Origin of the sequence: Deinococcus metallilatus (assembly GCF_004758605.1) — a bacterium.
In the GTDB taxonomy this organism is placed as follows: Bacteria; Deinococcota; Deinococci; order Deinococcales; family Deinococcaceae; genus Deinococcus; species Deinococcus metallilatus.
Genome location: NZ_CP038512.1, coordinates 2,980,001 through 3,004,008 on the forward strand (window position 1 = coordinate 2,980,001; position 24,008 = coordinate 3,004,008).

A 24,008-nucleotide genomic window follows, 5' to 3' on the forward strand; every position below is an offset into this window, starting at 1 on the left:
GGCGTCGCGGGCGTGCTGGCGGGCCGCCTCCAGATCGTGGTCGCGGTAGTTGCCACATTCCAGTTCGCTCACGCCGGGAATGGGACGGTCGTGGGCCGCCGTGTCGCGCAGTGCCGCCTCGAAGGCGCGCAGCACGCCCGGCTCGTCCGGCTCACCGATCACGGCCATATACAGGCCGGTGCGGCAGCCCATCGGGGAAACGTCCACCACATCCTTCAGGTGGTCGCGCAGGTAGCCAGCGAGCAGGTGTTCGAGCGTGTGCAGGGCCGCCGGATCGACCGCGCCCCGGTTGGGCTGGAGGAGGCGCAGGTCGTACTTGCTGATCTGATCGCCGCGCGGGGTGGTCTTCACGCCAGCCAAGCGCACATAGGGAGCCTGAACCTTGGTGTGGTCGAGATCGAAGGATTCCACGTTCGCCATGCCGTCCATTGTCGGCGGGCGGAGCGGGGACAATGTGAGCAGTCCCCCCCGGGAAACTGGCACGTTCACGCCGGGCGGCTCCCTATACTGCGCGGCGTGCCCACCCTGCTTGCTCGCCCGCGAACCTTTCCCGCCTGGGTGCCGCTGCTCATCGCTGCCCTGCTGATCGCCGCCGACCAGGCGCTCAAAGCCTGGGCGCTCGCCCATCTTCAGGAGGGCGCGGCGCCGGTCCCCTTTATTCCGGGCGTGCTGGACTGGGTGCTGACCTTCAATACCGGGGCGGCCTGGAGCCTCCTGTCGGGATCGGCCGTGCCGCTGGCCGTCGCGCGGCTGCTGGTGGGACTGGGCATCCTGGCCTATCTGGTCGTGCGTCCTCAGAACCGGTTCCTGACGGTCGTGCTGAGCATGATCGCCGCCGGAGCCATCGGCAACACCATCGACGGCCTGCGGCTGGGCAGGGTCACCGACATGCTGCACGCCCCCCCGCTCAGCGCGGTCACACAGGCCCTCCACGCCGGGAACTTCCCGATCTTCAACCTCGCGGATTCCCTGGTGGTCGTGGGAACGCTGCTGCTCCTGATCGCCAGCTTCGTGGGCGAGAACAAGCCGAAGGTCTGAACCGGCCCCGTCCCCCGGCCGTCCAAAGGGAAGCGCCCCCATCCGGTCAGGACAGGGGCGCCCGCTGCGTCGGCCTCAGATCAGGCTCTTGCGGCACTTGGTGCAGACGCGCATCTGCACGGCCACGCCGCCACGGACGACGGTGAGGGGCTGGAGGTTGGGCTTCTGAACCCGCTTGGTGATCCCGGTGGTCTTGCGACCGACGCCGCCCTGGGCGCGGGCCTTACCACGGCGAATGACCGAGTTCACCACAATCGGTCCCTTACCGCATACTTCGCACACTCTCGACATGTTCGTACTCCTTCTTGAGCCTGGCCCGCTGCTCTACCGGGGGCGGTGACCTGGAAAGGCCAGTGCCGCGCCGGTCAGGGTCAGGCAAGCCTTCCAACTGTAGCACAAGAGAGGAGGACACGGGGCAGGACCGAACCCCCAACGTCGCCGCACAAAAAAGCCGAACCCCATGGAGGAGTCCGGCCGGTGAACGAGGCGTGGAGTCAGCGCAGGACGCGCAGGGCCTTGAGGATCGCGATCAGGATCACGCTGCCCACGATGCCCCAGATGATGCTCCAGAAGTTGAAGCCGTTCCCCGCCGCGTAAGCACCACCGATGCCCAGCAGGCTACCGAAGATCCACTGGGCGAGGAGCGCACCCACAATCCCGATCAGGATATTCGCGACCGCGCCCTGCTGGGCATCGGTCTTCATGATGAGGCTTGCGAGCCAACCGCAGAGGGCACCAACCAGAATCAGGATAATCCAACTCATCTTCTTTCCTCCAGGACGCTGAGATTCGAACGTCTCTCGTTCGTTGTGATCGCACAATGAAACTCACGGTTCCGCGCTAGTGTGCACCGCCTCACCTTTTCAAGGCTGAGCAAAGGCGGGATGGATGTCCCGCTAATACCGCTTAAGTTTCCGGTGCAGGAACGCGCCGCTGCCTCCTCATCTCTGATGAAAAGCTGACGGCAGGCGGGGGCGGGAGCCTGTCTTACTTGCCGGGAACGGGATGCGGAAGTGGCCGCTAGCATAGGCGGACTGACCGCCCCAAGAGGGCAGCACGGAGGAGCACGCCATGCCCGGACTGATCGAACGCTACCGCGAGTACCTGCCCGTCACTGACCGGACGCCCGCCCTGAGCCTGCACGAGGGGGGAACGCCCCTGATTCCCGCGCCGAAGCTGAGCGCGCGCCTGGGCGTGGAGCTTTACCTGAAGTACGAGGGGCTGAACCCGACCGGCAGCTTCAAGGACCGGGGCATGGTGATGGCGGTCGCCAAGGCGGTGGAGGACGGCGCCGACACGATCATCTGCGCCAGCACCGGCAACACCAGCGCCGCCGCTGCCGCTTACGCCGCCCGTTCGGGCCTGAAGTGCATCGTGCTGATTCCCGACGGGAACATCGCGCTGGGAAAGCTGGCGCAGGCGATGGCCTACGGCGCGCAAATCGTGGCGATCAACGGCAACTTCGACGCAGCCCTCGGGCTGGTGCGCCGGATCAGCGCCGAGCATCCCATTGCGCTGGTGAACTCGGTGAATCCCTACCGCCTGCAAGGGCAGAAGACGGGCGCCTTCGAGATCGTGGACGTCCTGGGCCGGGCACCCGACATCCTCGCCATTCCGGTCGGCAACGCCGGGAACATCAGCGCGTACTGGATGGGTTTCCGGGAGTATCAGCAGGCCGGGAAGAACAGCTCGCTGCCGAGAATGTGGGGCTTTCAGGCCGAGGGCGCGGCCCCCTTCGTCCGCAATGCCATCGTGGACGAGCCGCAGACGCTCGCCACCGCCATCCGCATCGGCAACCCGGCCAGCGCCGACCTCGCCCGCGCGGCCGTGCGCGAGAGTGGCGGTCTCTTCGATATGGCGGACGACGACGAGATCATGCACGCCTACAACCTGATCGCGCAGGAAGGCGTCTTCTGCGAACCGGCCAGCGCCACGCCGGTCGCGGGCCTGCTGAAGCTGCACGCCGCCGGGAAGCTGTTGCCGGGGCAGACGGTGGTCGCGGTCCTGACCGGCAACGGTCTGAAAGACCCGGACGCGGCCCTGCGAGCGGTGGAGGCGCCGAAGGCCGTGGAGGCCAGCATGGAACGGGTGCTGGAGAGCATCCTTTGAGGGTGAGTGGGCTGTGGTAAGTGGTGAGTGGGGGCCTGCGGCTTGTGGCTCGTGGCTTGCAGAGGCTGGGGCAGCTCCTGCCCTTGGACCTTTAGACGGTTCGACTGTCGGGCGGGTCGGAGGCGCCCCATGACCTTCACCGTCCGCGCGCCCGCCTCCAGCGCGAACCTGGGGCCGGGTTTCGACAGCCTGGGGCTGAGCGTGCCGCTCTTCACCACGCTGCGGGTCACGCCTCAGGCGGTAACGGAGGTCGTGCCGCTCGGTCCGGAACTGGAGGGGACGCCCGCCGACGAAAGCAACTACGTGTACCGGGCGATGGAACTGGCCGCGAAACGGGCGGGGCGGCCACTGCCCCCCGCCCGCGTGGAGATCGGGACGGAGGTGCCGCTGGCGCGCGGTCTGGGGTCGAGCGCCGCCGCCCTGGTCGCGGGCATCGTGGCGGGGAATGAACTGCTGGGGCGGCCCCTGGAGAGCGAGGCGCTGCTGGACGTGGCGGCCCGCGAGGAAGGCCACCCCGACAACGTCGCCCCGGCGCTGTTCGGTGGCATCGTGGTCGCCACGCTCGACAAGCTGGGGACGCATTATGTCCGGCTGGACCCGCCCGCCCATCTGGGCGTGACGGTCCTGATCCCCGACTTCGAGCTCAGCACCAGCAAGGCCCGCGCCGTCCTGCCCAAGGAGTACACCCGGGCGGACGCCGTCCACGCCCTCTCGCACGCCGCGCTGCTGGCCGCCGCGTTCGCGCAGGGCCGCCTCGACCTGCTGCGCCACGCGATGCAGGACTACATCCACCAGATCTGGCGGGCGCCGCTGGTCCCCGGCCTGAGCGACATTCTGGAAGAGGCCCACCGTTACGGAGCCCTGGGCGCGGCGCTCAGCGGCGCTGGCCCCACCGTCCTCTGCTTCCACGATACCCGCGCCAGCACCGAGCGGCTGCACCGTTACCTGCACGCCGTGATGAACAAGAACGGCCTGACGGGGCGGGTGCTGGATTTGCCGATAGACACCGCGGGGACGGTGGTGGAGCGAACGTGCCAGGAGCGGGAAAAATAGATGGCGACTGAATGACATATTCTCCACGAACACCGCTTACCCAACCCTTTAGAGCATTAGTCAAAAAGACCCCCTCACCCCTTGCTTCGCAAGGCCCTCTCCCACTGGCGAGAGGGTCAAAAACAAAGGTGCTTCACTCCAGGCTCTGGCCATTGCCCACGCACTCGCCGCACATGCTGAGGGCCATGCTGAGGGCGATGAAGGCGAGCCGCTGCTCCCTCGCCCCTCACGGGCAGAGAGCGAAAAATCAACCCGAATCAGGAATCGAAGGAACAGAGTATTAATCGGCAGCCTCGGTGGACTGAAGCTCCGGGCTGGGCCGGGCCTCCGTCAGGATGGAGAGGTAGCCGATGGAACGCCAGGGAATCATGAGGGTACGCCCGTCCACGTGAACCTCGAAGGGGGTATTCGGAAGAACGGTCTGGTTGAGGGTGCGGCTGAGTCTGTCTCGCTGGGAGGGAGTCACCTGGAGGGTCACCAGGTCGCCGTTGCAGAGGTGGAGATTCACGGTCAGCATGTCGCCTCCGGCAGGGAATTGCTGAGATAGTTGAAGAACAGCTTAAAGTTAACTCCTGATTTCTTACGCTTATCTTTCGCGGCTTGCTCCAGAAAGTGCTCCTGGAGGGGCCTCAGTGCTCCACCCGTACCCGTGGCAAAAGCCGGTCCAGCCACCCCGGGAGCCACCAGTTCCAGCGCCCTGCCAGCTTGAGGAAGGCGGGGACCAGCACCAGGCGGACCAGCGTGGCGTCCAGAACCACCGCGACCGCCAGCCCCAGGCCGATGCTCTTGTTGGCGACGACGCGCCCACCAATAAAGGCGCAGAAGACGATGAACATGATCAGCGCCGCCGAGGTGATGATCCGGGCCGTGCGGCCCACAGCCAGCACGACGGCTTCATCGTTGGGATGACCGCGCAGGACTTCCTCCTGCACGCGGGAGAGCAGGAAAATCTCGTAGTCCATGCTGAGGCCGAACAGCACGGCGAAGAGCAGCAGCGGCAGGCTGGAATCGAGCACCCCCACATCGGCGGGGATGCCCAGCGGCCCGGCCAGAACGCCCTGCTGCACGACCAGCGTCACGGCGCCGTAGGCGGCCCCGACCGTCAGCGTGTTCATCAGGATGCTCTTGAGCGGCACCAGCAGACTGCGAAACGCGAGCATCAGGAGCAGGAAGGTCGCGGCGAAGACCGTCAGGACGGCGGTGGGCAGCGCGTCCGTGAGGGCGTGGCTGAACTCGCGCTCCCCGACCGGCGCGCCGCCCAGCAGGAAACGGAAGCCGCTCACCGCGAGGGTCCGCCGCAACCGTGCCTCGAAGGGTTCGATCTGGTCGGCCCGCAGATAGTGGTCCGGCACGACGGTCACGCGCAGCAGGTGGCGGTCCTGACTGAAGGAACGGCGGGTGAGCAGGCTGACGGCACCGAGCGCCTCCACTCCCCCTCCCCCCGGCTGCCCGGCAAGGTCGGCGGGGATGAGGAAGGGGCTGATGACGGCCTGCACGCCCGGCAGCGCGCGCAGGTCCGCCACGACCCGCTGGAAACGGACGCGGTCGTCCGGCCCGTACCGCTCTCCGCCCAGGTCGAGGATCACCTCGAACTGGCTGAGGAGGCCGCCTGCCCCCAGGTCGCGCACATCGGCCAGCGCGTCGCGGCTCTCCACACCGGGCGTGAGGCCCCATGCCCCGGCGTACCCGGTCCGCATCTGTGAGGCGGGCAGGGCCAGCCCCAGCAGGAAGAGGGCGCTGAGGATCACGGCCAGCCAGGGCCGGGCGGTCACGCGGCGGGCGAAGGCGGTCCACGAGGCGGACGCGGTTCCACTCTGGCTCCAGGTCAGGCGCAGCAGGCGCGGGCTGTTCACGCGTTCGCCCAGCAGGGCCAGCAGCGCGGGCAGGGCCGTCACGCTGGCCAGGACGGTCAGCAGCACGACCAGCACCCCGCCCAGACCCATCGAACGCACGAAGGCGATGGGCGGGAGGATTAGCGCCGCCATCGCGATGGCAACCGTCAGGCCGCTGAACAGGACGCTGCGGCCAGCCGTCTGGACGGTCCGGGCGGCCGCCCCCCGCGCGTCCCCGTCGCGGCCCAGCTCCTCCCGGAAGCGGTTGACCATCAGGAGGGCATAGTCGATCCCCGCGCCCAGACCCAGCATCGTGATCACGCTCTGGGCGAAGGTGCTCACCTCGGTGACGTGGGCCAGGCCGTACAGTCCTGCCATCGCCACGGTGATGCTCAGTACGCCGACCACCAGGGGCAGGCCGGTGGCGACCAGCGCCCCGAACACGCCCAGCAGCACCAGCGCCGTGAGGGGCAGGGCGGCGAACTCGCTGCGCCTGGTGTCGCTCTCGGCAAACGCGGTGAAGTCGTCCGCGATGGCCTGCCCGCCGGTCACGCGCACGTCCAGCACCCGGGACCCGGCAGCGGCGGCGTAAGCACGCACGCGGGCCAGCGTCTCGCTCGCGCCTTCCCTCAGCGGAATCTGCGCGACGGTCAAGGCCAGGGTGCCGTCCGGGCTGACCGTCGGGACGGCGCCCTGCGCGCCCGCCCGCAGCACGCGCGTGACACCCGGCACCGCCTCCAGCCCGGTGATGAAGCGGTCGTAGGCGGCCCGTCCGGGCGGCGTCGTCAGGGGCGGGTGCGAGCGGGTGACCAGCAGCGCCGTATTCGTGTCCGTCTCCCCGAACCGTTCGCGCAGCAGGGCCGTGACGCGGGTGCTCTCGGCGTTCTTCAGGTCGCCGGGATTGGCGCTGAGGTGCTTCGGCGCGAGCGAAGCCGGGTAGGCGCTCAGGGCCGCGAGCAGCGCCCACAAGAGCAGCACCAGCCAGGGACGACGGGTCACGAGCAGGGACAGGGCACGCACGCCGGGAGTAGAGCACGCGCCCGCCGGAGTCACGCGCGGCGCCGGGGCAGGCCCGACCTTCCTGGCCAATTGGCGTACCGGCCCCGGTCATTCTCCGGATGCGCCGACTCTCGCGGGGGGCGTAGGCTCAGGGCGTCCAACGGTGACCCGCCGCGCGCAGTTCCCGGCCGGAAGTTCCGGCAAGGCTTCCCGCGAAGCCACGAGGAAGAGGTGAGGACGATGCGGTACGAGTACGACGCCCGCCGCGACAGCACGCTGCACCACCTGGAGGAACTCCACGCGGACGGCGCGCGCGAACGGCTCTGGCGGAACGGGGCGAGCCATGGAGAAGGCTGGGCGCATCCTCTGGAGATGCTGCGCCACCTGCTCGGCCGCTAGGGGCAGAAACCGCCGGACAGAGAGAGGCGGCAGAGGAGGCACCACGCCCTCTGCCGCCTCTCTCTGTCCGGGAAGGCCGACCTCAGAACAGTTCGTCCAGCAGGCGGTAATACGCCAGCTTGCGTTCGTCCACCCACGCCCGCCCGTACAGGTCGAGGAAGCGTTCGGCGTGTTCCGGCCCCAGGTTGTGCCTCAGACTGCGCCAGGCCAGCGCGAGGTCCGCGTGACGGTCGGCCAGGCCCGCGCGGCCCACGTCCACGAAGCCCTCCACGTACTCGCCGTTCAGGATGACGTTGGGGAGGCAGGCGTCGCCATGCGTCACGACGATGTCCTCTGTCCCGGGCCGGGTGCGGACGAGTTCATTGAAGACCTCGGCGGCGCTCCACCCCTGCCGTTCATCGTCGAAGTCCGCCTCATCCACTGCGCCCGCCCGCACCCGTTCGCGGGCCAGGCGCAGGGTGACGGGCAGGGACATGTTGAAGGGGCACTCCCGCACCGGGAGGGCGTGCAGTTCGCGCAGGGCGCGGGCCAGCAGGTCGGTGACGCGCTCCGGGTGCAGCGCGGCATCGGGGTGACTCATGGGAAGGCCGGGCAGGCGGGTCATGGCGAGGTATTCGTGGGTCGGCGTGATCTCGTACCCCACCACGCTGGGCACCGGGACGCGGCCCCACAGCCAGCGCAGCCGCTCGCGCTCTTGCAGCAGGGTGCTGACCGTGGGGCCGCCGCGCTCCTGCACCTTCACCACGTATTTCTGGCTGCGCCACACGCCCGCGCCGCTGCATCCCTCCGTCACGGCCTCCCAGCGGGCGGCGGGCAACACGCGGCGCAGCGGGTCGGGGAGGGTCAGGGGGGTCATGCGGGGCAGGATACGGGAGAAAGCGGACGGCTCAACCGCCGTGCAGGAAATCGAGCAGTGCCGCCGCGAGTTCCGCAGGGGCCTCCTCGGCCAGGTGGTGACCGGAGTCGATCCCGTGCCCGCGCAGGTCGGCCGCCCAGGGCTTCCAGACCGCGAGAACGTCGCCGTACAGGTCTTCCAGATCGTCCTGCAAGGCCCACAGGACCAGGGTGGGGCAGCCGACCTTTCGCCCGGCCCGCCGGTCGGCCTCGTCGTGGTCCCGGTCGATGCCCAGACCCGCGCGGTAATCCTCCACCATGCCGTGAACCGTCGCCGGGTCGTGGATGGCGGCCCGGTAGTCCGCGTAAGCCTCCGCACCCATCTGCGCCGCCTTCTGGGGCGTGTTCCGGTACCAGGCGTCCGGGTCGGCCAGGATGGCCCGCTCGGGTTTCTCCGGCTGGCCGAAGAAGAACCAGTGCCACCACGCCCGGGCAAAACGGGCGTCACACCGCCCGAGGGCTTCAGCGATGGGCACCGCGTCGAGCACGGCCAGGTGCGTGATGACTTCGGGATGATCCAGGGCCGCCCGGAAGGCCGTGTAGGCGCCGCGGTCGTGGCCCACGACGGCGAAGCGGCCGAAGCCCAGGTGGTCCATCAGTTCCACGCAGTCGCGCGCCTTGGCCCGCTTCGAGGACCCCGCGTGGTCGGGCGTGTCCGGCGGTTTGGAGGACTGCCCGAAGCCGCGCAGGTCCGGGCAGACGACCGTGTGACGTTCGGCCAGGAGGGGGGCGACCTTGTGCCAGGTGGCGTGCGTGCGGGGATGACCGTGCAGGAGCAGGACGGGCGGACCCGAGCCGCCGGAACGGACGCGCAGCGTGGCCTCTGAAAGCCTGATCCTGTCCAGCCGGAAACCCTCGAACATAGAGAGACTTTAATCTTGTCCCGGCCCTGTAGACTGCCAGGAATGAAGGTCGGTCTGCTGGATTCGCTGGGCGCGCGCCGTGGGCGGTACTGGGCCGCGTTCCTGAAAGAACTTGGGGTGGAGGTCGTGCAGCCTGCCCTGCCCGCCGCGGAGGCGCTGGCGCTGGGTCAGGCGAGCCTGCCGAATGAACCGGTGCAGGTGCAGCTTGTGCTGGGGCGGGTGCTGGAACTCGGGCGGGTGGACGCGGTGCTGGTGCCGCAGACCCCGGCGGTGGCGAGTGACGCCTGGGGGGAGGCGCTGACGGACCTGCTGCCCCGGCGCCTCAGCGGCCTGCCGCCGCTGATCGCCATTCCCGACGGGGGGGAGGCGCTGGTGACGGCGGCGGCGGAACTCGGGCAACGCTTCACCGGCAACCCCGGCCGGGTGCGGCTGGCCCTGGAGCGCGTGAAGCCGCTGGCGGCGGAGAAGCGGGAGGAGATGCCACCCCTCAGCCGGGGGTCGCGGGTGACGGTCGCGGTGATCGGCCCGCGCGCCCTGCTGGCCGACCCGGACCTGAGCGGCGGGTTGAGAATGGCCCTTGACGCCCTGGGCCTGTACGGGGTGTTCTCCTCCGACCTGCCCGCCTCGCAGGTCGCGGCGCGCGGGGAGCGGCTGGAGAACGCGGCCAGGGCCCCGGCGGGGGAAAAGGAACTGTTCGGCGCCCTGAAGCTGCTGGACGGCAAGAGCGCGGTGCGCGGCGTCCTGCTGGCCTCGCCCGCGCGGGACGCCGCGCACCGCAGCACACTGAACCGCCTGGCGTCCATGACCCACAAGCCCGCGCTGGTGATCGACGTGGACGCCGGACAGACCGGGTGGCCGGAACTGGAGGCCTTCCGCGACCGCGTGACGCTGGGGGCCCCGGCCCGGCCCGCTGGCCCGGAGGCTGGCGCTTGAATCCCTGGCGCTGGCTCACCACGCCCGACCCCGAGCCGGGCTTCACGCCCCGCAAACTGCTCAAGCTCTTCGTGCGGGTGGCGATCTTCGCGCTGCTGGCGACGCTGCTCTCGGCCGTGCTGCGCGCGGCAGGACTGAGCCGGTACCTGGATACCTGGTGGGGCACCCTGCTCTTTGTGCTGGTGCTGTACGTCCCGCTGGCGCGCTTCCTGACAGTGGACACCTTCGTCCCGCAGCGGGGCGCCCAGGGCCGCGCCGGAACGAAGGGCAAGACCGGCCTGAGCAGCGCCGAACGCCGCAAGGAGCGCAACCGTTACGCGGGCGTCCGCAAGGGACCGCCGCGCGGCACCGGCGGCAGGCGCTGAGATTCTGACCGGGGTGGCCCGGCCATGACCCACGGCAAGGCCCGCCCGGCCCGCGAGTGGGCCGCCGAGAGCCTGTTCCGGCCCCTCGCGGAGCGGCTCGTGCCGCCGCTGGCCCGCCGGAACGTGAACCCCGTCCGGGTCGTGCTGGCCCACACCGCCCTGGGCGTGCTGGCAGGCGTGCTGCTGCGCCGGGGCCACCGTCTCACGCCCGCCGCGCTGCTTCAGGTCAAGACGCTGCTCGACAACCTCGACGGGCAACTCGCCCGCGCCACCGGACAGACGACCGAGACGGGCCGCTATCTGGACTCGGAACTGGACGTGGTGGTGAACGCCGCCGTGCTGCTGGGCCTCGCCGGGCGCTGGGGCCTGCCCCTCACCCTGCTGCAAAGCCTGATCCTGAGCGTGGACTACCTGTGGGAACGGGGCCACCGCGCCGCCCGGGGCGAGGTCTTCCGCACTCCTCCCGCGCAGACCGGGGACGACCCGCGTGTCCTGGCCGCCCTGAAACTCGCCTACGCCCTGTACTTCACGCCGCAGGAACGGATGCTGGAGACGCTGTTCGAGTGGCGGCTGCGGACCCTGACGGGCGGGGAACCGACGCCCGCCCAGCGCCGCGCCTACACGCCCCGCGCCATCAACCGGGTCGCCGTGAACCTCGGCCTGAGTACGCAACTGCTCGCGCTGGGCGCCTGCCTGCTCTGCGGGCGGCCCCGTGTGTACCTGTGGAGCCTGCCCGCGCAGGCACTGCTGCTGACGGGCGTCCAGGTGTGGCGGGAGAGGCAGGTGGTGGGCTACAGGCCACACCCCACCGCCTCCTATCCCTCTTCCAGCGGATAGGTCCGGGCCGCGCGCACGGCCAGCACGATCAGGTACGTGTAGAACAGGAACACGCCCAGGAACACCACCCAGCCGGGAAAGCTCCCGATATCCGCCAGCGAGAGCGCGGCGGGAAACTCCAGCACCCACCCCTTGGGCTGCTCCAGATCCAGTTTGGCGAGCCAGGCGAGCAGCACCGCCGCGTAGATCCACAGGTAGTTGCGGTTCAGGCGCCAGCCCTGCGCGTCGGCGCGGCTCATCGGGCTACGGGGCTTGGCGAGTTCGGCCAGCAGGAGCTGGTGCCAGCCGGGGTCCACCTTCTCGCCCAGCATCGCCGGAAAGAAGAAGCGTTCCATGATCCGCACGCGGTGGTGCGCGATCTCGTAGATGCGGAAACGCCGCGCCTCCAGCCGCAGGAAGAAGTAGTTCATGAACATGGCGAACAGGAACGTCGCGTGGCTGTTGTTGGGGTCGCCCAGCGCGAAGCTGGCGAGGCCCGCCGTCGTCACCACTGCCCAGTTGGTCGTCATGTCCAGCCGCTGGCGGTAGGCGGTCATCTTGCCGACTTCCGCGCGGTACAGGTGAATCAGGGCGTTGGTGGTATTGGTGCTGTAGCTGATGTCGGTCAGCGTCCGGTCCAGCAGGGCGCCCTGTCCACCGCCTGTCCCGGGCATCAGCCCACCCCCACACGCGTCATGCCTCCAGGGTAAGCCTTCACGTCCCCTCCAGCCGCGTCATCTCAGAAAAAGGTTCGTGCGCCGCTCGGTCCCGACGGTGGTGGCGGGGCCGTGTCCCGGATAGACCACCGTTTCGTCGGGCAGGCTCAGCAGTTCGCGCCGGATACCCTCGATGAGCTGCGGGTGGTTGCCGCCTGGCAGGTCGGTGCGCCCGGTGCTGCCCTGAAAGAGGGTATCGCCCGCCACCACGAACCCCGGTCCCTCTCCGGTGCCCGCCACGAACACCACATGCCCCGGCGCGTGTCCGGGCAGTTCGCGCGCCGTGAGGGTCAGGTCGCCCGCCCGGAAGGTCTGCCCCTGCGTAATCTCCGCGTCGGGGGCCTCGGGCTGGACGAAGGGCAGGTTCCACCGGGCCGCCGACGCCGCGCCCATCCGGTAGATCGGCAGGTCGGCGGGATGCAGGTAGACTGGCACCCCCAGCGCCTCCCTCAAGGGCTGCACCGCCCCGATGTGGTCGAAGTGCGCGTGGGTCAGCAGGATGCCGCGCACCTTCACGCCCGAATCGCGGACCAGGGCCAGAAGCTGCTGCGCATCGTCGCCGGGGTCAACGAGGAAACCCTCGCCTTCCGCGCCCGATACCAGCACCGCGTTTTCCTGAATTGGGCCGGTGGGCAGGGTCCAGACCCGCGCCGTACCGTGTTGTCTCGGCTTGATCATGTGGGGAGTCTAGAGCGGGAGGGAGCCGGGGAAGCGGGGTCAGCCCACCGCTTCCTGCGGCCGGGAAGCCTGCACGCGGCTTCCGGTCAGGAGCACCAGAGCCAGCGCCACCAGCGCCGCGCCCGTGCCGAAGGTCGCGGTCGGCCCGAAGCGCGAGTAGAGTTGCCCCCCCGCGAGCGGCCCGGCCACCTGCGCCAGCGAACCGAAGGCCTGCGCCCCGCCCTGCACGCGGCCCTGGGCGTCGGCGGGCGTGGCGACCGAGATCATCGCACCCAGCGTGGCATTGAAAATCCCCTCGCCCAGCGAGAACAGCAGCACGCTGGTATACAGCAGCGCGGTGAGGGGCAGGAGCGGCAGCAGCGCCAGACAGGTCATCCCCACCACGCCCATGCCCAGGGCCATTGTCGCCACGCGCTTCTCGCCCAGCCAGCGGAGCAGGTGCGGCAGCAAGACCCCCTGGCCGAGAATGTCGCACACGCCCACCACGATGAAGGTCGTGCTGACCTGCCCCGGTCCCCAGCCCAACGTGTCGCGGGCCAGCAGCGACAGGGCAAGCTGCATCAGCGAGAAGGGCAGGATGAACAGCACGCTGACCGTCACCAGGCGGCGAACCAGCGGGAAGGCCAGTGCGCCGCGGAGCTGCGTGAAGGGGTTGAGGTGGGCGGCATCGAACTGCTTGCTGCGCCGTTCGGGCGCGAGGCTTTCCGGCAGGATGAAATAGCCCCACAGCAGGTTCAGCACGCACACGGCAGCGGCAGCGAACATCGGCGCGCTCAGACTGAGATGCGAAAGCAGCCCGCCGATGGCCGGTCCCACGATGAACCCGGCCCCGAACACCGCCCCGATCTGCCCGAAGGTCTTGCCGCGTTCTTCTTCGGGCGTGGTGTCGGCCACATAGCCAAACAGGGCGCTGATGCCGCCCGCCGTGAGGCCGTCGATGCCGCGCCCCAGGAACAGCATCCACAGGCTGCCGCCGATGCCGAACAGCAGGTATCCGACCGCCGACCCCAGCAGGCTCAGCATCAGCACCGGTCGCCGCCCGTAGGCGTCGCTGAGCGCGCCCATGACCGGCGCGGAGAAGAACGACAGCAACGCGAACGAAGCCGCCAGCCAGCCGATCACGGCGGCCTGCTGCGAAACCTGCGGCACGTACTCCATGACGATAAAGGGCAGCACCGGAAACACCAGTGAGATGCCGACGGAGAACAGGAAGGTGGTGGCGAGCAGAAAGAGAAGCGGTCTTTTCTGAACAGGCTCAGTCATGTTGTCCAGGGTAGGAGGCGGGTCGGGGCCGGGTCTTGAACAAAGGCGACACTTCAGGCCCCGCCATACGACGTGAATTCCAGCAGCACACAACCGAACGCCCGGAAAGAGAAGGTGTACCCGCCCCGGATGCGCGCCGGGCCCTGCTCCGGCAGGGAGCCTGCCCCTTGCAGCCGTGCATCCATCTCGTCCACCTCCGCAGGACTTGCCAGAGAGAAGCCGAGATGAAATTCCCGCAGGTATTCAGGGAGGACGGCTGTTCTGCCGAAGTTGCTGACGATCAGGATAAAGCCATCCTCGTCTTTCAGGACACTCAGGACGCCGCCCTTGTCTTCCAGACGTTCAAATCCCAGCAGCTTTTGAAAGAAGGCCCTGGCTTCAGCCACGTCCGGCACAGCAAGATTCAGATGTTTCAGTCTCATGCCGCGGAGGCCAGGGCGCGGGGTCTTGAACAAGGGCGACACCGCCTCTCCTCCATCTAAAGGGCGGTCACCAGCGGAACCCCCGGCACCTGGACCAGCGCGCCCGCCAGTTCCCTTTCCCAGACGGGCCGCCAACGTTTCTCGGCCCACTGCGCGAAGGTGCGCGGCGTCATCTGGCTCAGCGCCCGGAACTCCCGCGTCAGGTGCGCCTGGTCGGCAAAGCCCAGCTCGTAGGCCAGCGGGGCGAGGGGCAGGGCCGGGTTCAGCAGCAGGCGGTTGTGGATTTCCTCGAAGCGGATCAGGCGGGCCAGCGTCTTGGCCTTCACGCCGACTTCCCGCACGAACTGCCGTTCCAGTTGCCGGGGGCTGAGGTTCAGCTCGTCGGCCAGCGTGCCGATTCGCGCACTCCCCAGCGAGGTGTAGAGCTGTGCGGCGGCGCGCACGCCCTTGCCGGTTTCCACGGCGCGTTCGGCCCACAGGCGCAGCAGCCAGCCTTCCAGGGTCTGCCGCGCTTCCTCCCAGAGTTCCAGGTGCAGCAGCGCGCAGACGGCCCTCACGTCTGCCCCGTACTGTTCGCCCAGGTCGAGGTCCGGCATTCCGGCGTGCCAGCCCAGCAGTTGCCGCGCGCCCCACGGGTACAGCTCCACGCCCAGGGCCCGCGTATGGCCCACCGAGACGACCCGGAGCGGTTGCAGCGTCAGGCCGCCCAGCGCCGCTTCCGGCAGAGGTTGCAGGCTGCCACCGTTCACCGCCCCACGCCACGAAGACCCCGCCAGGAATGTGAGGCGCACCGAGCGTTCCGGCAGGAAGCGGTGTTCTTCCTGGCCCGCATCGTGAAGTTCCTCCATCTGCCAGTACACCCGCACCAGGGGGCGCAGGCGGGGGTCGGGGAGGAACTCCTGAAACGGCATCTCCCCACTCTGGCATGGGCGGCGGCCCAGCGCATCCGCCACCCGGCCAGGGTCAGGAGGTCGTTTTTCTTCAAGACGGGGGCGGGAGGTTCACCCTTCCCCGAACGCCTCCCGCAGATTCAGCGCGAACACCTGAAAGCTCAGGCTGGGACTGGCGTAGGCTTCCAGCGCCGCCTGGAGGGCGTCCAGGGCGGCGTCGGCACGGGCGCGGGCGTGGGGGGACTGCGTGCGCCAGGTGAAGCGCAGCGCCTCGGGGTGCCAGGCGGCGTCCCAGCGTTTCTCCAGGCGCTCGGCGGCTTCCAGGGCCGGGAGCAGGCCCGTCTCCAGCGCCCCCGTGAACTCCGCCGCGTCGGTGAGGGCGGCCCGCACGGCCTCCCGGTCCTTCAGCACGCCCGCGCGCCCGGCGGCGAAGGCGACCAGTTCGGCGTCAGGGGCCTCACCGCTGAGGGCCAGCGTGCGCTCAAGGGCGCGGTCGGGGGCGGGGGTGACGCTCAGGCGGGCGCTGCGGCTGACGATGGTGGGGATGACCGAGCGCAGGTCCTCGGCCAGGAACACGAACAGCGCGCCGTGCGGCGGTTCCTCGACCAGCTTCAGCAGGGCGTTCGCGGCCTCCGGCCCCAGGTGCTCGGCGCCGTCCACGATCACCACGCGGCGGCGGAAGGTGGGGCGGACTTCCAGAAACTCGAACACGTGCGTCTCGTACTCGCGGCCCTTGTCGCGGGCCGAAAGAATCGCGCCGATAGGAATCAGCTTGCGCCGCGCGGCCTTGCCGGTGGAGGTGGTGGCGCGCGGCTCGACCAGCAGCAGGTCGGGGTGCGCGCCCGCCGCGAACGCCCGGCAGGACGGGCACGTCCCGCACGCCTCGCCGTACATGCCGCGTGTGCCGGAGCAGTTGTGCTGCGCGGCGACCGCCAGCGCCACATCCCGTTTGCCCACGCGGGCTGGGCCGGTCAGCAGCAGGGCATTGCCCCGGAAGACGGCCGTCTGTTCAAGCAGCGGGCCGTGGAGGAGGGCCGTGGAGGAGGTCATGGGAGGGCGGCGGTGCGCAGTGCGCGGGACACGGGACGGCTCCCCCCTTTCCGGCCACGCACCGCGTCCTGCGTCCTGCATCCCTGCACGCCTTTCCCTCTCACTTCCCGATGGCCAGCCGCGCGGCCAGCACCGGGGGCAGTCCGGCGGCCAGCACGGCGTCCTGGGTGCGGCCCACGTCGTAGGGCACCCGGAAGACCTCGAAGTGGCCGCGCTGGCGGTCGAAGATGGCGTAGCTGGCCTGCGGATTACCGTCGCGGGGCTGGCCGACGCTGCCGGGATTCAGGATCACGCGGGCGGCGGGCGGCACCGGGTAGCTGCCGCCCTCGGGGAAGGTCTGGGCCTTGATCCACTCGCCCACCGGGGCGTTCAGGGTCGCGTACACGGCGGGGACGTGGGTATGCCCCACGAACCCCAGGCGCCCCCCCCACTGCGCGAAGGCTTCACGGGCGGCGGTGACGGAATCGGTGTAGGCGTCGAGGCTGACGGGTGTGCCGTGCCGATAGCGGGCGCCCACGGTGGGGTCGTCGAGGCCGTCGCGCCAGGAACGCACCCAGGCCACGTCCCGGTCGGACAACTGCCCCAACTGCCACAGCAGGGCCGCCGATACGACGCTCGCGTGCTTCTCGCGCCTGCCGTCCGCGTACTCCAGCAGCATCTGTTCGTGGTTGCCCCGCAGGCACACGGCGTCCAGCTCACGCAGGGTGGTCAGTACCTGACGCGGATGCGGGCCGTAGCCCAGGGCGTCGCCCAGGTGAACCACCTGATCGAAACGCCGCGGGACGGCGTCGCGCAGCACCGCCTCCAGGGCCGGGTGATTGGCATGAATGTCAGACAGCAGCAGCAGCCGCACGCGGCCATGATAGCGGGCGGCCCCGCGCTCAAAGCGGCGAACGTCCCGAAGTCGGGCCGGGGCGAGGGTTCCCGCAGCCGTTCACCCTCGCCCGCCGGAACGCTCCCCCCTCTCCTCTCAGGGTGTGACCGTCACCCGCTCCGCCACCGGATCGAGGCGCGCCAGTCCCCCCAGCGGCAGCGTGAGCTGCGGACTGGTGTGGCCGAAGTCCACGTTCGCCACGACCGGGAGATCGGGGCGGCCTGCCTCGGCCAGCACGCGGCGCACCCAGCGGTAAAGGTCTTCCACCATCTCGGGCGTGTAGCCGCGTGGGCGGGCCAGGAGCAGCCCAGCGGCGCGGGCCAGGATGCCCTGGGCGGCGTAGTTCCGCAGCCAGTAGCCCACCTGCTGAGGGGGCGGCACCTCCTCGCTCGTCTCCAGCGCCAGCACCGCGCCTTCCCACAGCCCGGGGGCAGGCCAGCCGGGCGTGCCGTTCAGCATGTCCAGCACCTCCAGGCAGCCGCCCAGCAGGTGCCCCTCGGCGGCCTGCTCGCCCTGGAGCCAGGTCCAGCCTTCGCCGGGCTGAAAGGGGCGGCGGACCTCCTGCCCCGGCTCGTCGGCCCAGTCCTGCCGGAACTCGGTCCACTCGGGAGCGGGGTGGAGGTCGAAGGGCCGATCCTCCACCAGCACGCGGCGCACGCCTTCCACGACGAAGGGGTGAATGCCGCCGTTTTCCGCGAGATCGGTCAGCAGGGCTGGCCCGTGATAGGCCATCACGCCCGCCCGGAGGAACTGCATCAGGGTGACGGTGGAGTCGCTGTAGCCCAGGAACGGCTTGGGGTGCTGGCGGATCAGGTCCAGGTTGAGGTACGGCAGCAGCCGCACGCTGTCATCCCCGCCGATAATGCTGACCAGGCCGCCGATCTCAGGATTCTGAAGCGCCCAGTGCAGGTCATCCGCGCGGGCCTGCGGGTTCGCGGAGAGGAAGTCCGGGCCGCGCAGCGCGTTGGGTGCGGGCACGACCTCCCAGCCGAAGGCACTGGCCACCTGCCGCACCCCCGCCCGGTACCGGCCCATCACCTCCGTCACGAAGCCGCTGGAAAGGCTCAGGGCCGCCACACGCGAGCCGGGGGCGAGGCGGGGCGGGCGGAGAAAGCGGGGCGTCATATCCGGCCTCCGGAGACGGCGGGACGAGCGGAAGGGGTGGGCCGGAGGAAAAGGATCACGCCCTTACGCTAACGGAAGGGCGTGCGGCGGGACTGCCCGGGCAGCCTACGCCTCCTGCCGCGTCAGGTCCAGCCACAGCCAGTGCTCGGCCAGGGAACGCCCCTCCACGTGCAGGGCGTCGGGGCGGGTGCCCCAGTGCCGGAACCCGTGCCGCTCGTACAGGCGCCGGGCGGCGTGCTGCGTCTCCACGACCGCGAGGTGCAGGGAGGACACTCCCGGCCAGGTGCGGGCCTGCGCGATGCCCGCGCGCAGCAGGGCGTCTCCGCAGCCCTGCCCGCGGGCGTGGGGCAGGACCGACACCGCCACGACATTCGCCCGGTGCGCCAGCGTGGGCAGCGCCTCGCGCACGACGGTCAGGATGCCGACCAGCGTCCCGTCCACGAACGCGCCCAGGGTCACCACCCCCGCCCCCGGGTCCAGGCGCCCGGCGATCTCGGAGGCGGGCCGCGCGGCGAACTCGTCGGCGGCCGTGACGAACGCGAGCGGATCGGTTTGCAGCCCCGCGAGCCGCACCTCGCGGTAGGCGGGCGCGTCGGCGGCGGTCAGGACGCGGACGGAGGGGGCCTCAGGCATGGGCGGCCCGGCCCAGCGGCACGACCTCCGCCCGGGTGGGCCGGGTCTGGGCGGCGTGGCGGTCGCGCCAGTTCAGGACGTGCCCGTCCGCCCGCACCTGCCGGACCAGCGCCAGGTCGAGGTCGTGGATCAGCCAGCCGGGGCTGTTCCACCCGCCCTCCGCGACGATGCCCGTCTCGGGCAGGCCGTCGTCGGCGGGGGCGTACAGGCTGGCCTGGCCCACGGCCTGCTCGACGGCATACGTCCAGTCGGCGTCGGCCAGCAGCGGGGCGTGGACGGCGTAGCACTGGTTTTCCAGGGCGCGGGCCATGCTGCCCACCCGGACGCGGGTATACCCCGCCCGCGCCCCGGTAAAGGACGGCACGACCAGCACCTCCGCGCCGCCCTCGGCCAGTTCGCGGGCCAGGGCCGGAAACTCGCTGTCGTAACAGATGGCGACGCCGAAGCGGACCGCCGCTTCTCCCAGCGGCAGCTCGAACACGCGCACGCCCGCACCGGGGCCGATCTGCCATTCCTCGGCCTCGAAGCGGGTCATCAGCAGCTTGTCCTGATGGCTCTGGCGGCCGTCCGGGCCGAACACGAACGCGCGGTTCACGTAGCCCCCCGCCTGCGCGACCGGGAGGCTGCCCGCCACGATCCCCACCCCATGCTGGCAGGCCAAGCGCGCGTGCAGCGCCGCGAAGTCCGGCACGAAGGCCTGAAGCGCGGGCCGCAGGGCGAGAATGTCGTGGTGCAGTTCGGGCGGCAGCAGGCTCACCAGTTCCAGCGCCGCGTACTCCGGGAACACCAGCAGCCGCGCGCCCTGGCCCGCCGCGTCCGCCACCCAGGCCGTCACCTTGGCCTCGTAGGCGGCCCAGCCGGGGTGAAAGTCCACCGGGTAGGCCGCCGCCGCCACGCGCAACACGCTCATGGGGGGAGTGTAGCGGGCGGGGCCACCGCGCACCGTGCCACCGGGCTGTGACCTGGGGGCACCCTCACTTCGGGTGGGCGGTGCGCCAGTCGGCCAGGAAGTTGGCGAGCAGGGTGTCCAGCACGTCGGCGGCCTTGAGCGCCCCGTTCCCCTTCAGTTCCCCGAAATACCCGTTGTCCCAGAGGGTCACGCTCTCCAGCGTGTCCTGACGGCTGAGCCAGCCTTCGAGGTCGGCGCTGTACACGGTGCCGGACTGGGTGGTTTCAAAGGTATAGAACAGGTTGAGCTGCCGCTGGGCGACGGTCCCGCCGGGCTGACAGGGGTTGTCCTGCACCTGAATGCCCGCCGCCTCCAGTTTCTGCACCACCCGGCCGAGGAGGTCCGTCAGCACCTTCTCGTCTTCCTGGTCGCGTTCCGCGAACGAGCCGTTCACGCAGACCGAGGTGAAGCCGCGCAGGTTGGCGGGCGTGCGGTCCGCTCTCGCCAGCCCCGGCAGGACCGTCAGGGCCAGGGCAGCGAGCGTCGTGACGATCTTTTTCATGGCTGAACCCCCAGTTCCGCGCCGCCCCGTCTCCGTCAGCCGGGGCCTTCCTCGTGGTGCCTGGCCTCACCTTATCCGAATTGCCTCCGGGGTGCGGGCGAACTTCCCCCGACCCACGCCGAGAACCGGGGAACGTAGACTGACCACATGCCCGGACTCGTATGGCTCGCGCTGGACGGCGTCGGCCACCCCGACGACGCGCCGGAAGGGTCCGTGTGGGAGGCGGAACTGCCGACGCTGCGCCCGCTGGTGGACGCCGGGCGGGCGCTGGACGCGACGCTGGGCGTGCCGGGGCTGCCGCAGTCGGGCACCGGGCAGGCGTGCTGGCTGACGGGGGTGGACGCCGTGCGGCGCATGGGTAAGCCGGGACGGGGGGAACACTTCGGGCCGCATCCGGGGCCAACCCTTCAGGGCCTCCTGCGGGCGGCGGCCTTGCCGGGGCGGCTGGTGCGGGCGGACGGGCGGGCCGCGCTGGCGAACCACTACCCACCCGCCTACTTCGCGGCGCAGGCCCGGCGGCCCCGAATGGGCTGCTTTCCCTTCTCGTTCGTGGCCGCCGGGCTGGGCCTGAACCCGCCGGGCCTGCCGCCCGTGCCCGCGACGCTGGGCCTGGGCTACGCCGAGCCCTGGCCGGAGCAGACGCCGCTCTCTGAGGTGGCGCGGCTCGGCGAGGCGCTGGCGGGAGCGGCCCGCGAGCAGGACCTGATCGTCTGCGACCTGTGGTTCGGGGATCACCTGGGACACCGGGGCCGTGACCTGGCGCCGCCCGATATCCTGCGGGCGGGCCGGGCCTACCTAGAGCGGGTGGACGCCCTGCTCAGCGGCCTGCTGAACGCGGGCGCCCCGGTCGTCCTGAGCAGCGACCACGGCAACCTGGAAGACCTGCGCGTGAAGGCGCATACCCTGGCCCGCGTCCCGTTCGCCGGGGCAGGCGTGGACCTCGGTACCCCCGGGAACGTGGTGGAGGGAGGCCGGGTCATCGCCAGTTGGTTCGGGTTGCCCCAGAACCGCGTCAACGACGGCTGAATGTGGCCGTTTCCCGATTCTGGGCCGAAAGTTATCCACAGGGTTATCCACAAGGGGTGTGGACAACCTGTGGACAAAGGGGGCAGGGCCCGCGAAATGGGCGGTGATTTTCCTCGTCCCAGACGGCGTTGATGGTAGGCCGGGGGGCCACCGAAGACTTCCACAGAGTTATCCACAGGCGCGCGTTTCACTGTGGATAACTCCGGTTCACGCGCGCCTTGCGGCCTGAACGAAGGCCCGCACCTGCTCGGGGTCCTTCACGCCCGCGCGGGCCTCCAGGCGGCTCACGGCATCCACCCCGGCCGGGCGCAGCACCCGGACTGCCTCCGCCACATTGGCGGGTCCCAGGCCTCCGGCCAGCCAGGCCCCCGCCGGGAACAGGTCCCGCAGCGCGGCCCAGTCGAGCGGCTGCCCGCTCCCCGGCTCCGGAGCGTCCAGCATGGGCGTCACGCCGGGGAGACTCAGCCCTTCCAGCATGTCCTCCCGCCCCAGGTCAGCGGGACGCAGAACGCGCAGAACGGGATGATAGCGGGCGACCTCCCGCACGTAAAGACTTGACAGGTCGCCGTGGAGCTGGACGGCACTCATCCGCGCCGCCTCGGCGGTCCGCAGCACCTCGTCCAGGCCCTGGTTCAGAAAGACGCCCACCCGCGCCACCACCGGCCCCACCGCCAGCCCAGCCTCCCGCGCGACCTCCGGCGTCACCCGGCGCTTGCTGCCCGGCGCGAAGATGAAGCCCAGCGCGTCGGCCCCCGCCCCGGCGGAGAGCAGGGCGTCGTGGACGGAGGTGGTGCCGCAGACCTTGACGCGGACGGTCATTCGCGCGCTTCCAGGGCGGCCACGCGCGCCTCCAGGTCGCGGACGCGGCGGGTGAGGGCCAGCAGCAGCAGCGCGTAGTGGTCGTACAGCTTGGGGCGTTCCATACGGACCTCGCCAGACATCCACTCGTGCAGCAGGCGCTCGGCCCCCGCCAGCACGTCCTCGTCGGGCACCTCGCGGAAGTTGCGGCTGCCCAGAATCTCGCGGGCGAAATTGAGTTCGCGGTCGGGGTCGGTCATGGGGCTATTGTGGCGCAGCAGCCGTGTACGCTCGTGGTCAGGAGGTCACATGCACAGGACGTTTCCTCTCCTGCTTTGCACGCTGCTCGCCTGCGCCCCGGCGTCTGCCGCTCCCGTGTCCTGGGGCAGCTACTCCACCCTGTTCTCGACCGAGCGAACCGGCCAGACCGAGTATCGCCTGAACGCCTACCGGGTCAGCGGCCGCCTTCATATCCTGCGAGACGTGACCTACCGCCTGAGCTTCCGGGGTGGGCAGGTCCGGGCCAGCGGCAAGCCCCTGAAGGGGGGCTGTACCTCCGGCGTGCTGAAAAAGGGGGAGGTTCTGCTCTTCCACCGGGCAACGAGAGTCGAGCTTCAGATTCCCTCACCGGGATGTGGGCAGAAGCAGCCTACGTCCCGGAACCGCTGACTCCGGACGACGCCCCACTCCCCGGCACCCCCGCCTCCGCGAAAGTCCGCATCTCGCGCAGGGTCGCCGCCGCCGAGAGGAGCAGCGGCGCGGCCAGCACACCCCCGGTGCCCTCGCCCAGCCGCAGGCCCAGGCGGAACAGCGGCTTCAGGCCCAGGTGGGCGAGTTGTGCCGCGTGCCCGACCTCGGCGCACTCTCCCGCCGGGAACAGGAAGTCGCGCAGATGGGGCGCGAGGGCCACACCGACCAGGGCCGCCGACCCCTCCACGAAGCCGTCCAGAATGACGGCACGGCGCAGCGCGGCGGCCTGAAGCATCATGCCCAGCATCGCCGCGATCTCGAAGCCGCCCAGGTCGGCCAGCACGCCCAGGGGGTCGGCGGGGTCGCTCCCCTGTCGGTCCAGCGCCTCCCGCACGGCCTCCACCTTGCGCCGCAGGGTCACGTCGTCCACGCCGGTGCCCCGGCCCGTCACCGCTTGCGGGGCCAGGTTCAGCAGCCGCGCGGTGAGGGCGGCGGCGGGCGTGGTGTTCCCGATGCCCATCTCGCCGGGAACCAGCAGGTCGGCGCCCTCCTCTACCGCGCGGCGGGCCAGGGCCGCGCCTGCCAGGATCAGGGCCTCGGCCTCGGGGCGGGACATGGCGGCCCCGAAGCGCAGGTCGTGGGTGCCCCGGCGCCGCGCGGCCCGCACCAGGGCGGGATGGTCGGGCAGGTCGGCGTTCACCCCCGCGTCCATCACATAGACCCGCGCGCCGACCGTCCGGGCGATGGCGTTCACGGCGGCCCCGCCCGGCCCGGTCGGGGTGTCCGCCAGGAAGTTCGCCACCATCGCGGGCGTCACCTCGGGCGGGTAGGCGCTGACGCCGCCCGCCGCGACGCCGTGATCCCCCGCCGCGACCAGCACGGCCACGCCGCGCGGGTCGGGCCGCGCGCTGCCGAACACGCCCGCCAGCCGCACCGCCAGGTCCTCCAGGTCGCCCAGCGCCCCGGCGGGCTTGGTGAGCTGCGCCTGCCGCTCACGCGCGGCCTGCATAGCGGCGGCGTCGGCGGGCTGAACGGCGGCGATCAGGGCGGCGAGGTCGGGCTGGAGGGGCAGGGGCATCGGACTCCTTGCG

The 24,008-nt window shown here is 70.6% G+C and carries 30 protein-coding genes (1 of these 30 cut by a window edge); 9 read left to right on the top strand and 21 right to left on the bottom strand.

Features of this window, described 5'->3' with window-relative positions; translation table 11 throughout:
• Positions 1–420, bottom strand: partial view of an S-ribosylhomocysteine lyase gene (locus tag E5F05_RS20605; protein WP_164973364.1) — the 5' portion only. 48 nt of this gene lie to the left of the window's left edge; the window shows 420 of its 468 coding nt (coding positions 1–420); the start codon lies at positions 418–420; its stop codon lies beyond the left edge, outside the window.
• A 96-nt stretch (positions 421–516) separates the two neighbouring features.
• On the opposite strand from E5F05_RS20605, the gene lspA reads away from it, so the two are divergent.
• A complete protein-coding gene (gene lspA / locus E5F05_RS20610) occupies positions 517–1,038 on the top strand; it encodes a signal peptidase II (RefSeq protein WP_241687055.1) in 522 nt (173 codons plus the stop codon).
• Positions 1,039–1,113: 75 nt separating this feature from the next.
• Here lspA and rpmB read toward each other — a convergent pair whose 3' ends face one another.
• Both rpmB and E5F05_RS20620 read right to left on the bottom strand, forming a co-directional pair.
• Positions 1,114–1,329: a 50S ribosomal protein L28 gene (rpmB, locus tag E5F05_RS20615; RefSeq protein WP_129117623.1), complete on the bottom strand. Its 216-nt coding sequence runs from the start codon at positions 1,327–1,329 to the stop codon at positions 1,114–1,116.
• A 203-nt stretch (positions 1,330–1,532) separates the two neighbouring features.
• Positions 1,533–1,802 carry a GlsB/YeaQ/YmgE family stress response membrane protein gene (locus E5F05_RS20620; RefSeq protein WP_129117624.1) on the bottom strand — a complete coding sequence of 90 codons (270 nt, stop codon included), beginning with the start codon at positions 1,800–1,802 and terminating at the stop codon, positions 1,533–1,535.
• A 307-nt stretch (positions 1,803–2,109) separates the two neighbouring features.
• On the opposite strand from E5F05_RS20620, the gene thrC reads away from it, so the two are divergent.
• Both thrC and thrB read left to right on the top strand, forming a co-directional pair.
• Entirely contained in the window at positions 2,110–3,147 is a 1,038-nt protein-coding gene (thrC, locus tag E5F05_RS20625; protein ID WP_129117625.1) for a threonine synthase, read from the top strand.
• Positions 3,148–3,276: 129 nt separating this feature from the next.
• Positions 3,277–4,200, top strand: coding sequence for a homoserine kinase (gene thrB, locus E5F05_RS20630; RefSeq protein ID WP_129117626.1), 924 nt, complete (start codon positions 3,277–3,279; stop codon positions 4,198–4,200).
• A gap of 280 nt (positions 4,201–4,480) precedes the next feature.
• Here the strand turns inward: thrB and E5F05_RS20635 are convergent, their stop codons facing one another.
• Both E5F05_RS20635 and E5F05_RS20640 read right to left on the bottom strand, forming a co-directional pair.
• On the bottom strand, positions 4,481–4,717 hold the full coding sequence (locus E5F05_RS20635) for a hypothetical protein (protein ID WP_129117627.1): 237 nt from the start codon (positions 4,715–4,717) through the stop codon (positions 4,481–4,483).
• Between the two features lie 112 nt (positions 4,718–4,829).
• Positions 4,830–7,052 (bottom strand): MMPL family transporter, encoded by a 2,223-nt coding sequence (locus E5F05_RS20640; RefSeq protein ID WP_129117628.1) that lies wholly within the window; start codon positions 7,050–7,052, stop codon positions 4,830–4,832.
• Positions 7,053–7,262: 210 nt separating this feature from the next.
• Here E5F05_RS20640 and E5F05_RS21420 point away from each other — a divergent pair, with 210 nt between their 5' ends.
• Positions 7,263–7,430: a hypothetical protein gene (locus tag E5F05_RS21420; RefSeq protein WP_164973365.1), complete on the top strand. Its 168-nt coding sequence runs from the start codon at positions 7,263–7,265 to the stop codon at positions 7,428–7,430.
• Positions 7,431–7,512: 82 nt separating this feature from the next.
• Here E5F05_RS21420 and E5F05_RS20645 read toward each other — a convergent pair whose 3' ends face one another.
• Together E5F05_RS20645 and E5F05_RS20650 are read right to left on the bottom strand one after the other, a co-directional pair.
• Complete coding sequence (locus E5F05_RS20645) at positions 7,513–8,286, bottom strand: APH(3') family aminoglycoside O-phosphotransferase (RefSeq protein ID WP_129117629.1); 774 nt, start codon at positions 8,284–8,286, stop codon at positions 7,513–7,515.
• Positions 8,287–8,317: 31 nt separating this feature from the next.
• Positions 8,318–9,187 carry an alpha/beta hydrolase gene (locus E5F05_RS20650; RefSeq protein ID WP_129117630.1) on the bottom strand — a complete coding sequence of 290 codons (870 nt, stop codon included), beginning with the start codon at positions 9,185–9,187 and terminating at the stop codon, positions 8,318–8,320.
• Between the two features lie 42 nt (positions 9,188–9,229).
• Between E5F05_RS20650 and E5F05_RS20655 the strand changes: the two genes are divergently transcribed.
• The 3 genes from E5F05_RS20655 to E5F05_RS20665 are packed head-to-tail and all read left to right on the top strand — an operon-like array spanning position 9,230 to position 11,322.
• Positions 9,230–10,120 carry a hypothetical protein gene (locus E5F05_RS20655; protein WP_129117631.1) on the top strand — a complete coding sequence of 297 codons (891 nt, stop codon included), beginning with the start codon at positions 9,230–9,232 and terminating at the stop codon, positions 10,118–10,120.
• Positions 10,117–10,485, top strand: coding sequence for a hypothetical protein (locus E5F05_RS20660; protein ID WP_129117632.1), 369 nt, complete (start codon positions 10,117–10,119; stop codon positions 10,483–10,485). The genes E5F05_RS20655 and E5F05_RS20660 overlap by 4 nt, the downstream gene beginning before the upstream one ends.
• A 24-nt stretch (positions 10,486–10,509) precedes the next feature.
• Positions 10,510–11,322: a CDP-alcohol phosphatidyltransferase family protein gene (locus E5F05_RS20665; protein ID WP_129117633.1), complete on the top strand. Its 813-nt coding sequence runs from the start codon at positions 10,510–10,512 to the stop codon at positions 11,320–11,322.
• On the opposite strand, the gene E5F05_RS20670 is transcribed toward E5F05_RS20665, so the two are convergent.
• The 11 genes from E5F05_RS20670 to E5F05_RS20720 form a co-directional block, all read right to left on the bottom strand.
• Positions 11,301–11,975 carry a DUF2270 domain-containing protein gene (locus E5F05_RS20670; protein ID WP_129117634.1) on the bottom strand — a complete coding sequence of 225 codons (675 nt, stop codon included), beginning with the start codon at positions 11,973–11,975 and terminating at the stop codon, positions 11,301–11,303. The genes E5F05_RS20665 and E5F05_RS20670 overlap by 22 nt on opposite strands.
• A gap of 60 nt (positions 11,976–12,035) precedes the next feature.
• Positions 12,036–12,695 (bottom strand): MBL fold metallo-hydrolase, encoded by a 660-nt coding sequence (locus E5F05_RS20675; protein ID WP_129117635.1) that lies wholly within the window; start codon positions 12,693–12,695, stop codon positions 12,036–12,038.
• Positions 12,696–12,734: 39 nt separating this feature from the next.
• Positions 12,735–13,958 (bottom strand): MFS transporter, encoded by a 1,224-nt coding sequence (locus tag E5F05_RS20680; protein ID WP_129117636.1) that lies wholly within the window; start codon positions 13,956–13,958, stop codon positions 12,735–12,737.
• Between the two features lie 53 nt (positions 13,959–14,011).
• The gene (locus E5F05_RS20685) at positions 14,012–14,413 is read right to left on the bottom strand and encodes a VOC family protein (RefSeq protein ID WP_129117637.1); all 402 of its coding nucleotides are present in this window, start codon (positions 14,411–14,413) and stop codon (positions 14,012–14,014) included.
• 23 nt (positions 14,414–14,436) lie between these two features.
• Entirely contained in the window at positions 14,437–15,291 is an 855-nt protein-coding gene (locus E5F05_RS20690) for a helix-turn-helix domain-containing protein (protein ID WP_129117638.1), read from the bottom strand.
• A 90-nt stretch (positions 15,292–15,381) separates the two neighbouring features.
• On the bottom strand, positions 15,382–16,320 hold the full coding sequence (locus E5F05_RS20695) for a DNA polymerase III (RefSeq protein WP_129117639.1): 939 nt from the start codon (positions 16,318–16,320) through the stop codon (positions 15,382–15,384).
• A gap of 100 nt (positions 16,321–16,420) precedes the next feature.
• A complete protein-coding gene (locus E5F05_RS20700) occupies positions 16,421–17,173 on the bottom strand; it encodes a metallophosphoesterase family protein (protein ID WP_129117640.1) in 753 nt (250 codons plus the stop codon).
• 117 nt (positions 17,174–17,290) lie between these two features.
• Complete coding sequence (locus E5F05_RS20705) at positions 17,291–18,319, bottom strand: S66 family peptidase (RefSeq protein WP_129117641.1); 1,029 nt, start codon at positions 18,317–18,319, stop codon at positions 17,291–17,293.
• A gap of 105 nt (positions 18,320–18,424) precedes the next feature.
• A complete protein-coding gene (locus tag E5F05_RS20710; protein WP_129117642.1) occupies positions 18,425–18,952 on the bottom strand; it encodes a GNAT family N-acetyltransferase in 528 nt (175 codons plus the stop codon).
• Positions 18,945–19,862: a carbon-nitrogen hydrolase family protein gene (locus E5F05_RS20715; protein ID WP_129117643.1), complete on the bottom strand. Its 918-nt coding sequence runs from the start codon at positions 19,860–19,862 to the stop codon at positions 18,945–18,947. Before E5F05_RS20715 ends, E5F05_RS20710 begins: the two co-directional genes overlap by 8 nt.
• A gap of 64 nt (positions 19,863–19,926) precedes the next feature.
• Positions 19,927–20,403, bottom strand: a complete 477-nt coding sequence (locus tag E5F05_RS20720; protein WP_129117644.1) for a hypothetical protein — start codon at positions 20,401–20,403, stop codon at positions 19,927–19,929.
• 147 nt (positions 20,404–20,550) lie between these two features.
• On the opposite strand from E5F05_RS20720, the gene E5F05_RS20725 reads away from it, so the two are divergent.
• On the top strand, positions 20,551–21,429 hold the full coding sequence (locus tag E5F05_RS20725; RefSeq protein ID WP_129117645.1) for a metalloenzyme domain protein: 879 nt from the start codon (positions 20,551–20,553) through the stop codon (positions 21,427–21,429).
• A 207-nt stretch (positions 21,430–21,636) separates the two neighbouring features.
• Here the strand turns inward: E5F05_RS20725 and E5F05_RS20730 are convergent, their stop codons facing one another.
• Together E5F05_RS20730 and E5F05_RS20735 are read right to left on the bottom strand one after the other, a co-directional pair.
• Positions 21,637–22,248 (bottom strand): phosphoribosylanthranilate isomerase, encoded by a 612-nt coding sequence (locus E5F05_RS20730; protein WP_129117646.1) that lies wholly within the window; start codon positions 22,246–22,248, stop codon positions 21,637–21,639.
• Entirely contained in the window at positions 22,245–22,487 is a 243-nt protein-coding gene (locus tag E5F05_RS20735) for a hypothetical protein (protein ID WP_129117647.1), read from the bottom strand. The genes E5F05_RS20730 and E5F05_RS20735 overlap by 4 nt, the downstream gene beginning before the upstream one ends.
• A 49-nt stretch (positions 22,488–22,536) precedes the next feature.
• On the opposite strand from E5F05_RS20735, the gene E5F05_RS20740 reads away from it, so the two are divergent.
• The gene (locus tag E5F05_RS20740; RefSeq protein WP_129117648.1) at positions 22,537–22,896 is read left to right on the top strand and encodes a hypothetical protein; all 360 of its coding nucleotides are present in this window, start codon (positions 22,537–22,539) and stop codon (positions 22,894–22,896) included.
• Here E5F05_RS20740 and cobT read toward each other — a convergent pair.
• Positions 22,877–23,995: a nicotinate-nucleotide--dimethylbenzimidazole phosphoribosyltransferase gene (cobT, locus tag E5F05_RS20745; RefSeq protein WP_129117649.1), complete on the bottom strand. Its 1,119-nt coding sequence runs from the start codon at positions 23,993–23,995 to the stop codon at positions 22,877–22,879. The two genes, E5F05_RS20740 and cobT, sit on opposite strands and share 20 nt — an antisense overlap.
• Positions 23,996–24,008 lie beyond the last annotated feature (13 nt).

Coding starts and splice junctions, on each gene's coding strand:
- rpmB (WP_129117623.1), bottom strand. CDS start 1,329: ATGTCGAGAGTGTGCGAAGTATGCGGTAAGGGACCGATTGTGGTGAAC.
- E5F05_RS20620 (WP_129117624.1), bottom strand. CDS start 1,802: ATGAGTTGGATTATCCTGATTCTGGTTGGTGCCCTCTGCGGTTGGCTC.
- thrC (WP_129117625.1), top strand. CDS start 2,110: ATGCCCGGACTGATCGAACGCTACCGCGAGTACCTGCCCGTCACTGAC.
- thrB (WP_129117626.1), top strand. CDS start 3,277: ATGACCTTCACCGTCCGCGCGCCCGCCTCCAGCGCGAACCTGGGGCCG.
- E5F05_RS20635 (WP_129117627.1), bottom strand. CDS start 4,717: ATGCTGACCGTGAATCTCCACCTCTGCAACGGCGACCTGGTGACCCTC.
- E5F05_RS20645 (WP_129117629.1), bottom strand. CDS start 8,286: ATGACCCCCCTGACCCTCCCCGACCCGCTGCGCCGCGTGTTGCCCGCC.
- E5F05_RS20650 (WP_129117630.1), bottom strand. CDS start 9,187: ATGTTCGAGGGTTTCCGGCTGGACAGGATCAGGCTTTCAGAGGCCACG.
- E5F05_RS20655 (WP_129117631.1), top strand. CDS start 9,230: ATGAAGGTCGGTCTGCTGGATTCGCTGGGCGCGCGCCGTGGGCGGTAC.
- E5F05_RS20665 (WP_129117633.1), top strand. CDS start 10,510: ATGACCCACGGCAAGGCCCGCCCGGCCCGCGAGTGGGCCGCCGAGAGC.
- E5F05_RS20670 (WP_129117634.1), bottom strand. CDS start 11,975: ATGCCCGGGACAGGCGGTGGACAGGGCGCCCTGCTGGACCGGACGCTG.
- E5F05_RS20675 (WP_129117635.1), bottom strand. CDS start 12,695: ATGATCAAGCCGAGACAACACGGTACGGCGCGGGTCTGGACCCTGCCC.
- E5F05_RS20680 (WP_129117636.1), bottom strand. CDS start 13,958: ATGACTGAGCCTGTTCAGAAAAGACCGCTTCTCTTTCTGCTCGCCACC.
- E5F05_RS20690 (WP_129117638.1), bottom strand. CDS start 15,291: ATGCCGTTTCAGGAGTTCCTCCCCGACCCCCGCCTGCGCCCCCTGGTG.
- E5F05_RS20695 (WP_129117639.1), bottom strand. CDS start 16,320: ATGACCTCCTCCACGGCCCTCCTCCACGGCCCGCTGCTTGAACAGACG.
- E5F05_RS20705 (WP_129117641.1), bottom strand. CDS start 18,319: ATGACGCCCCGCTTTCTCCGCCCGCCCCGCCTCGCCCCCGGCTCGCGT.
- E5F05_RS20710 (WP_129117642.1), bottom strand. CDS start 18,952: ATGCCTGAGGCCCCCTCCGTCCGCGTCCTGACCGCCGCCGACGCGCCC.
- E5F05_RS20715 (WP_129117643.1), bottom strand. CDS start 19,862: ATGAGCGTGTTGCGCGTGGCGGCGGCGGCCTACCCGGTGGACTTTCAC.
- E5F05_RS20720 (WP_129117644.1), bottom strand. CDS start 20,403: ATGAAAAAGATCGTCACGACGCTCGCTGCCCTGGCCCTGACGGTCCTG.
- E5F05_RS20725 (WP_129117645.1), top strand. CDS start 20,551: ATGCCCGGACTCGTATGGCTCGCGCTGGACGGCGTCGGCCACCCCGAC.
- E5F05_RS20730 (WP_129117646.1), bottom strand. CDS start 22,248: ATGACCGTCCGCGTCAAGGTCTGCGGCACCACCTCCGTCCACGACGCC.
- E5F05_RS20735 (WP_129117647.1), bottom strand. CDS start 22,487: ATGACCGACCCCGACCGCGAACTCAATTTCGCCCGCGAGATTCTGGGC.
- E5F05_RS20740 (WP_129117648.1), top strand. CDS start 22,537: ATGCACAGGACGTTTCCTCTCCTGCTTTGCACGCTGCTCGCCTGCGCC.
- cobT (WP_129117649.1), bottom strand. CDS start 23,995: ATGCCCCTGCCCCTCCAGCCCGACCTCGCCGCCCTGATCGCCGCCGTT.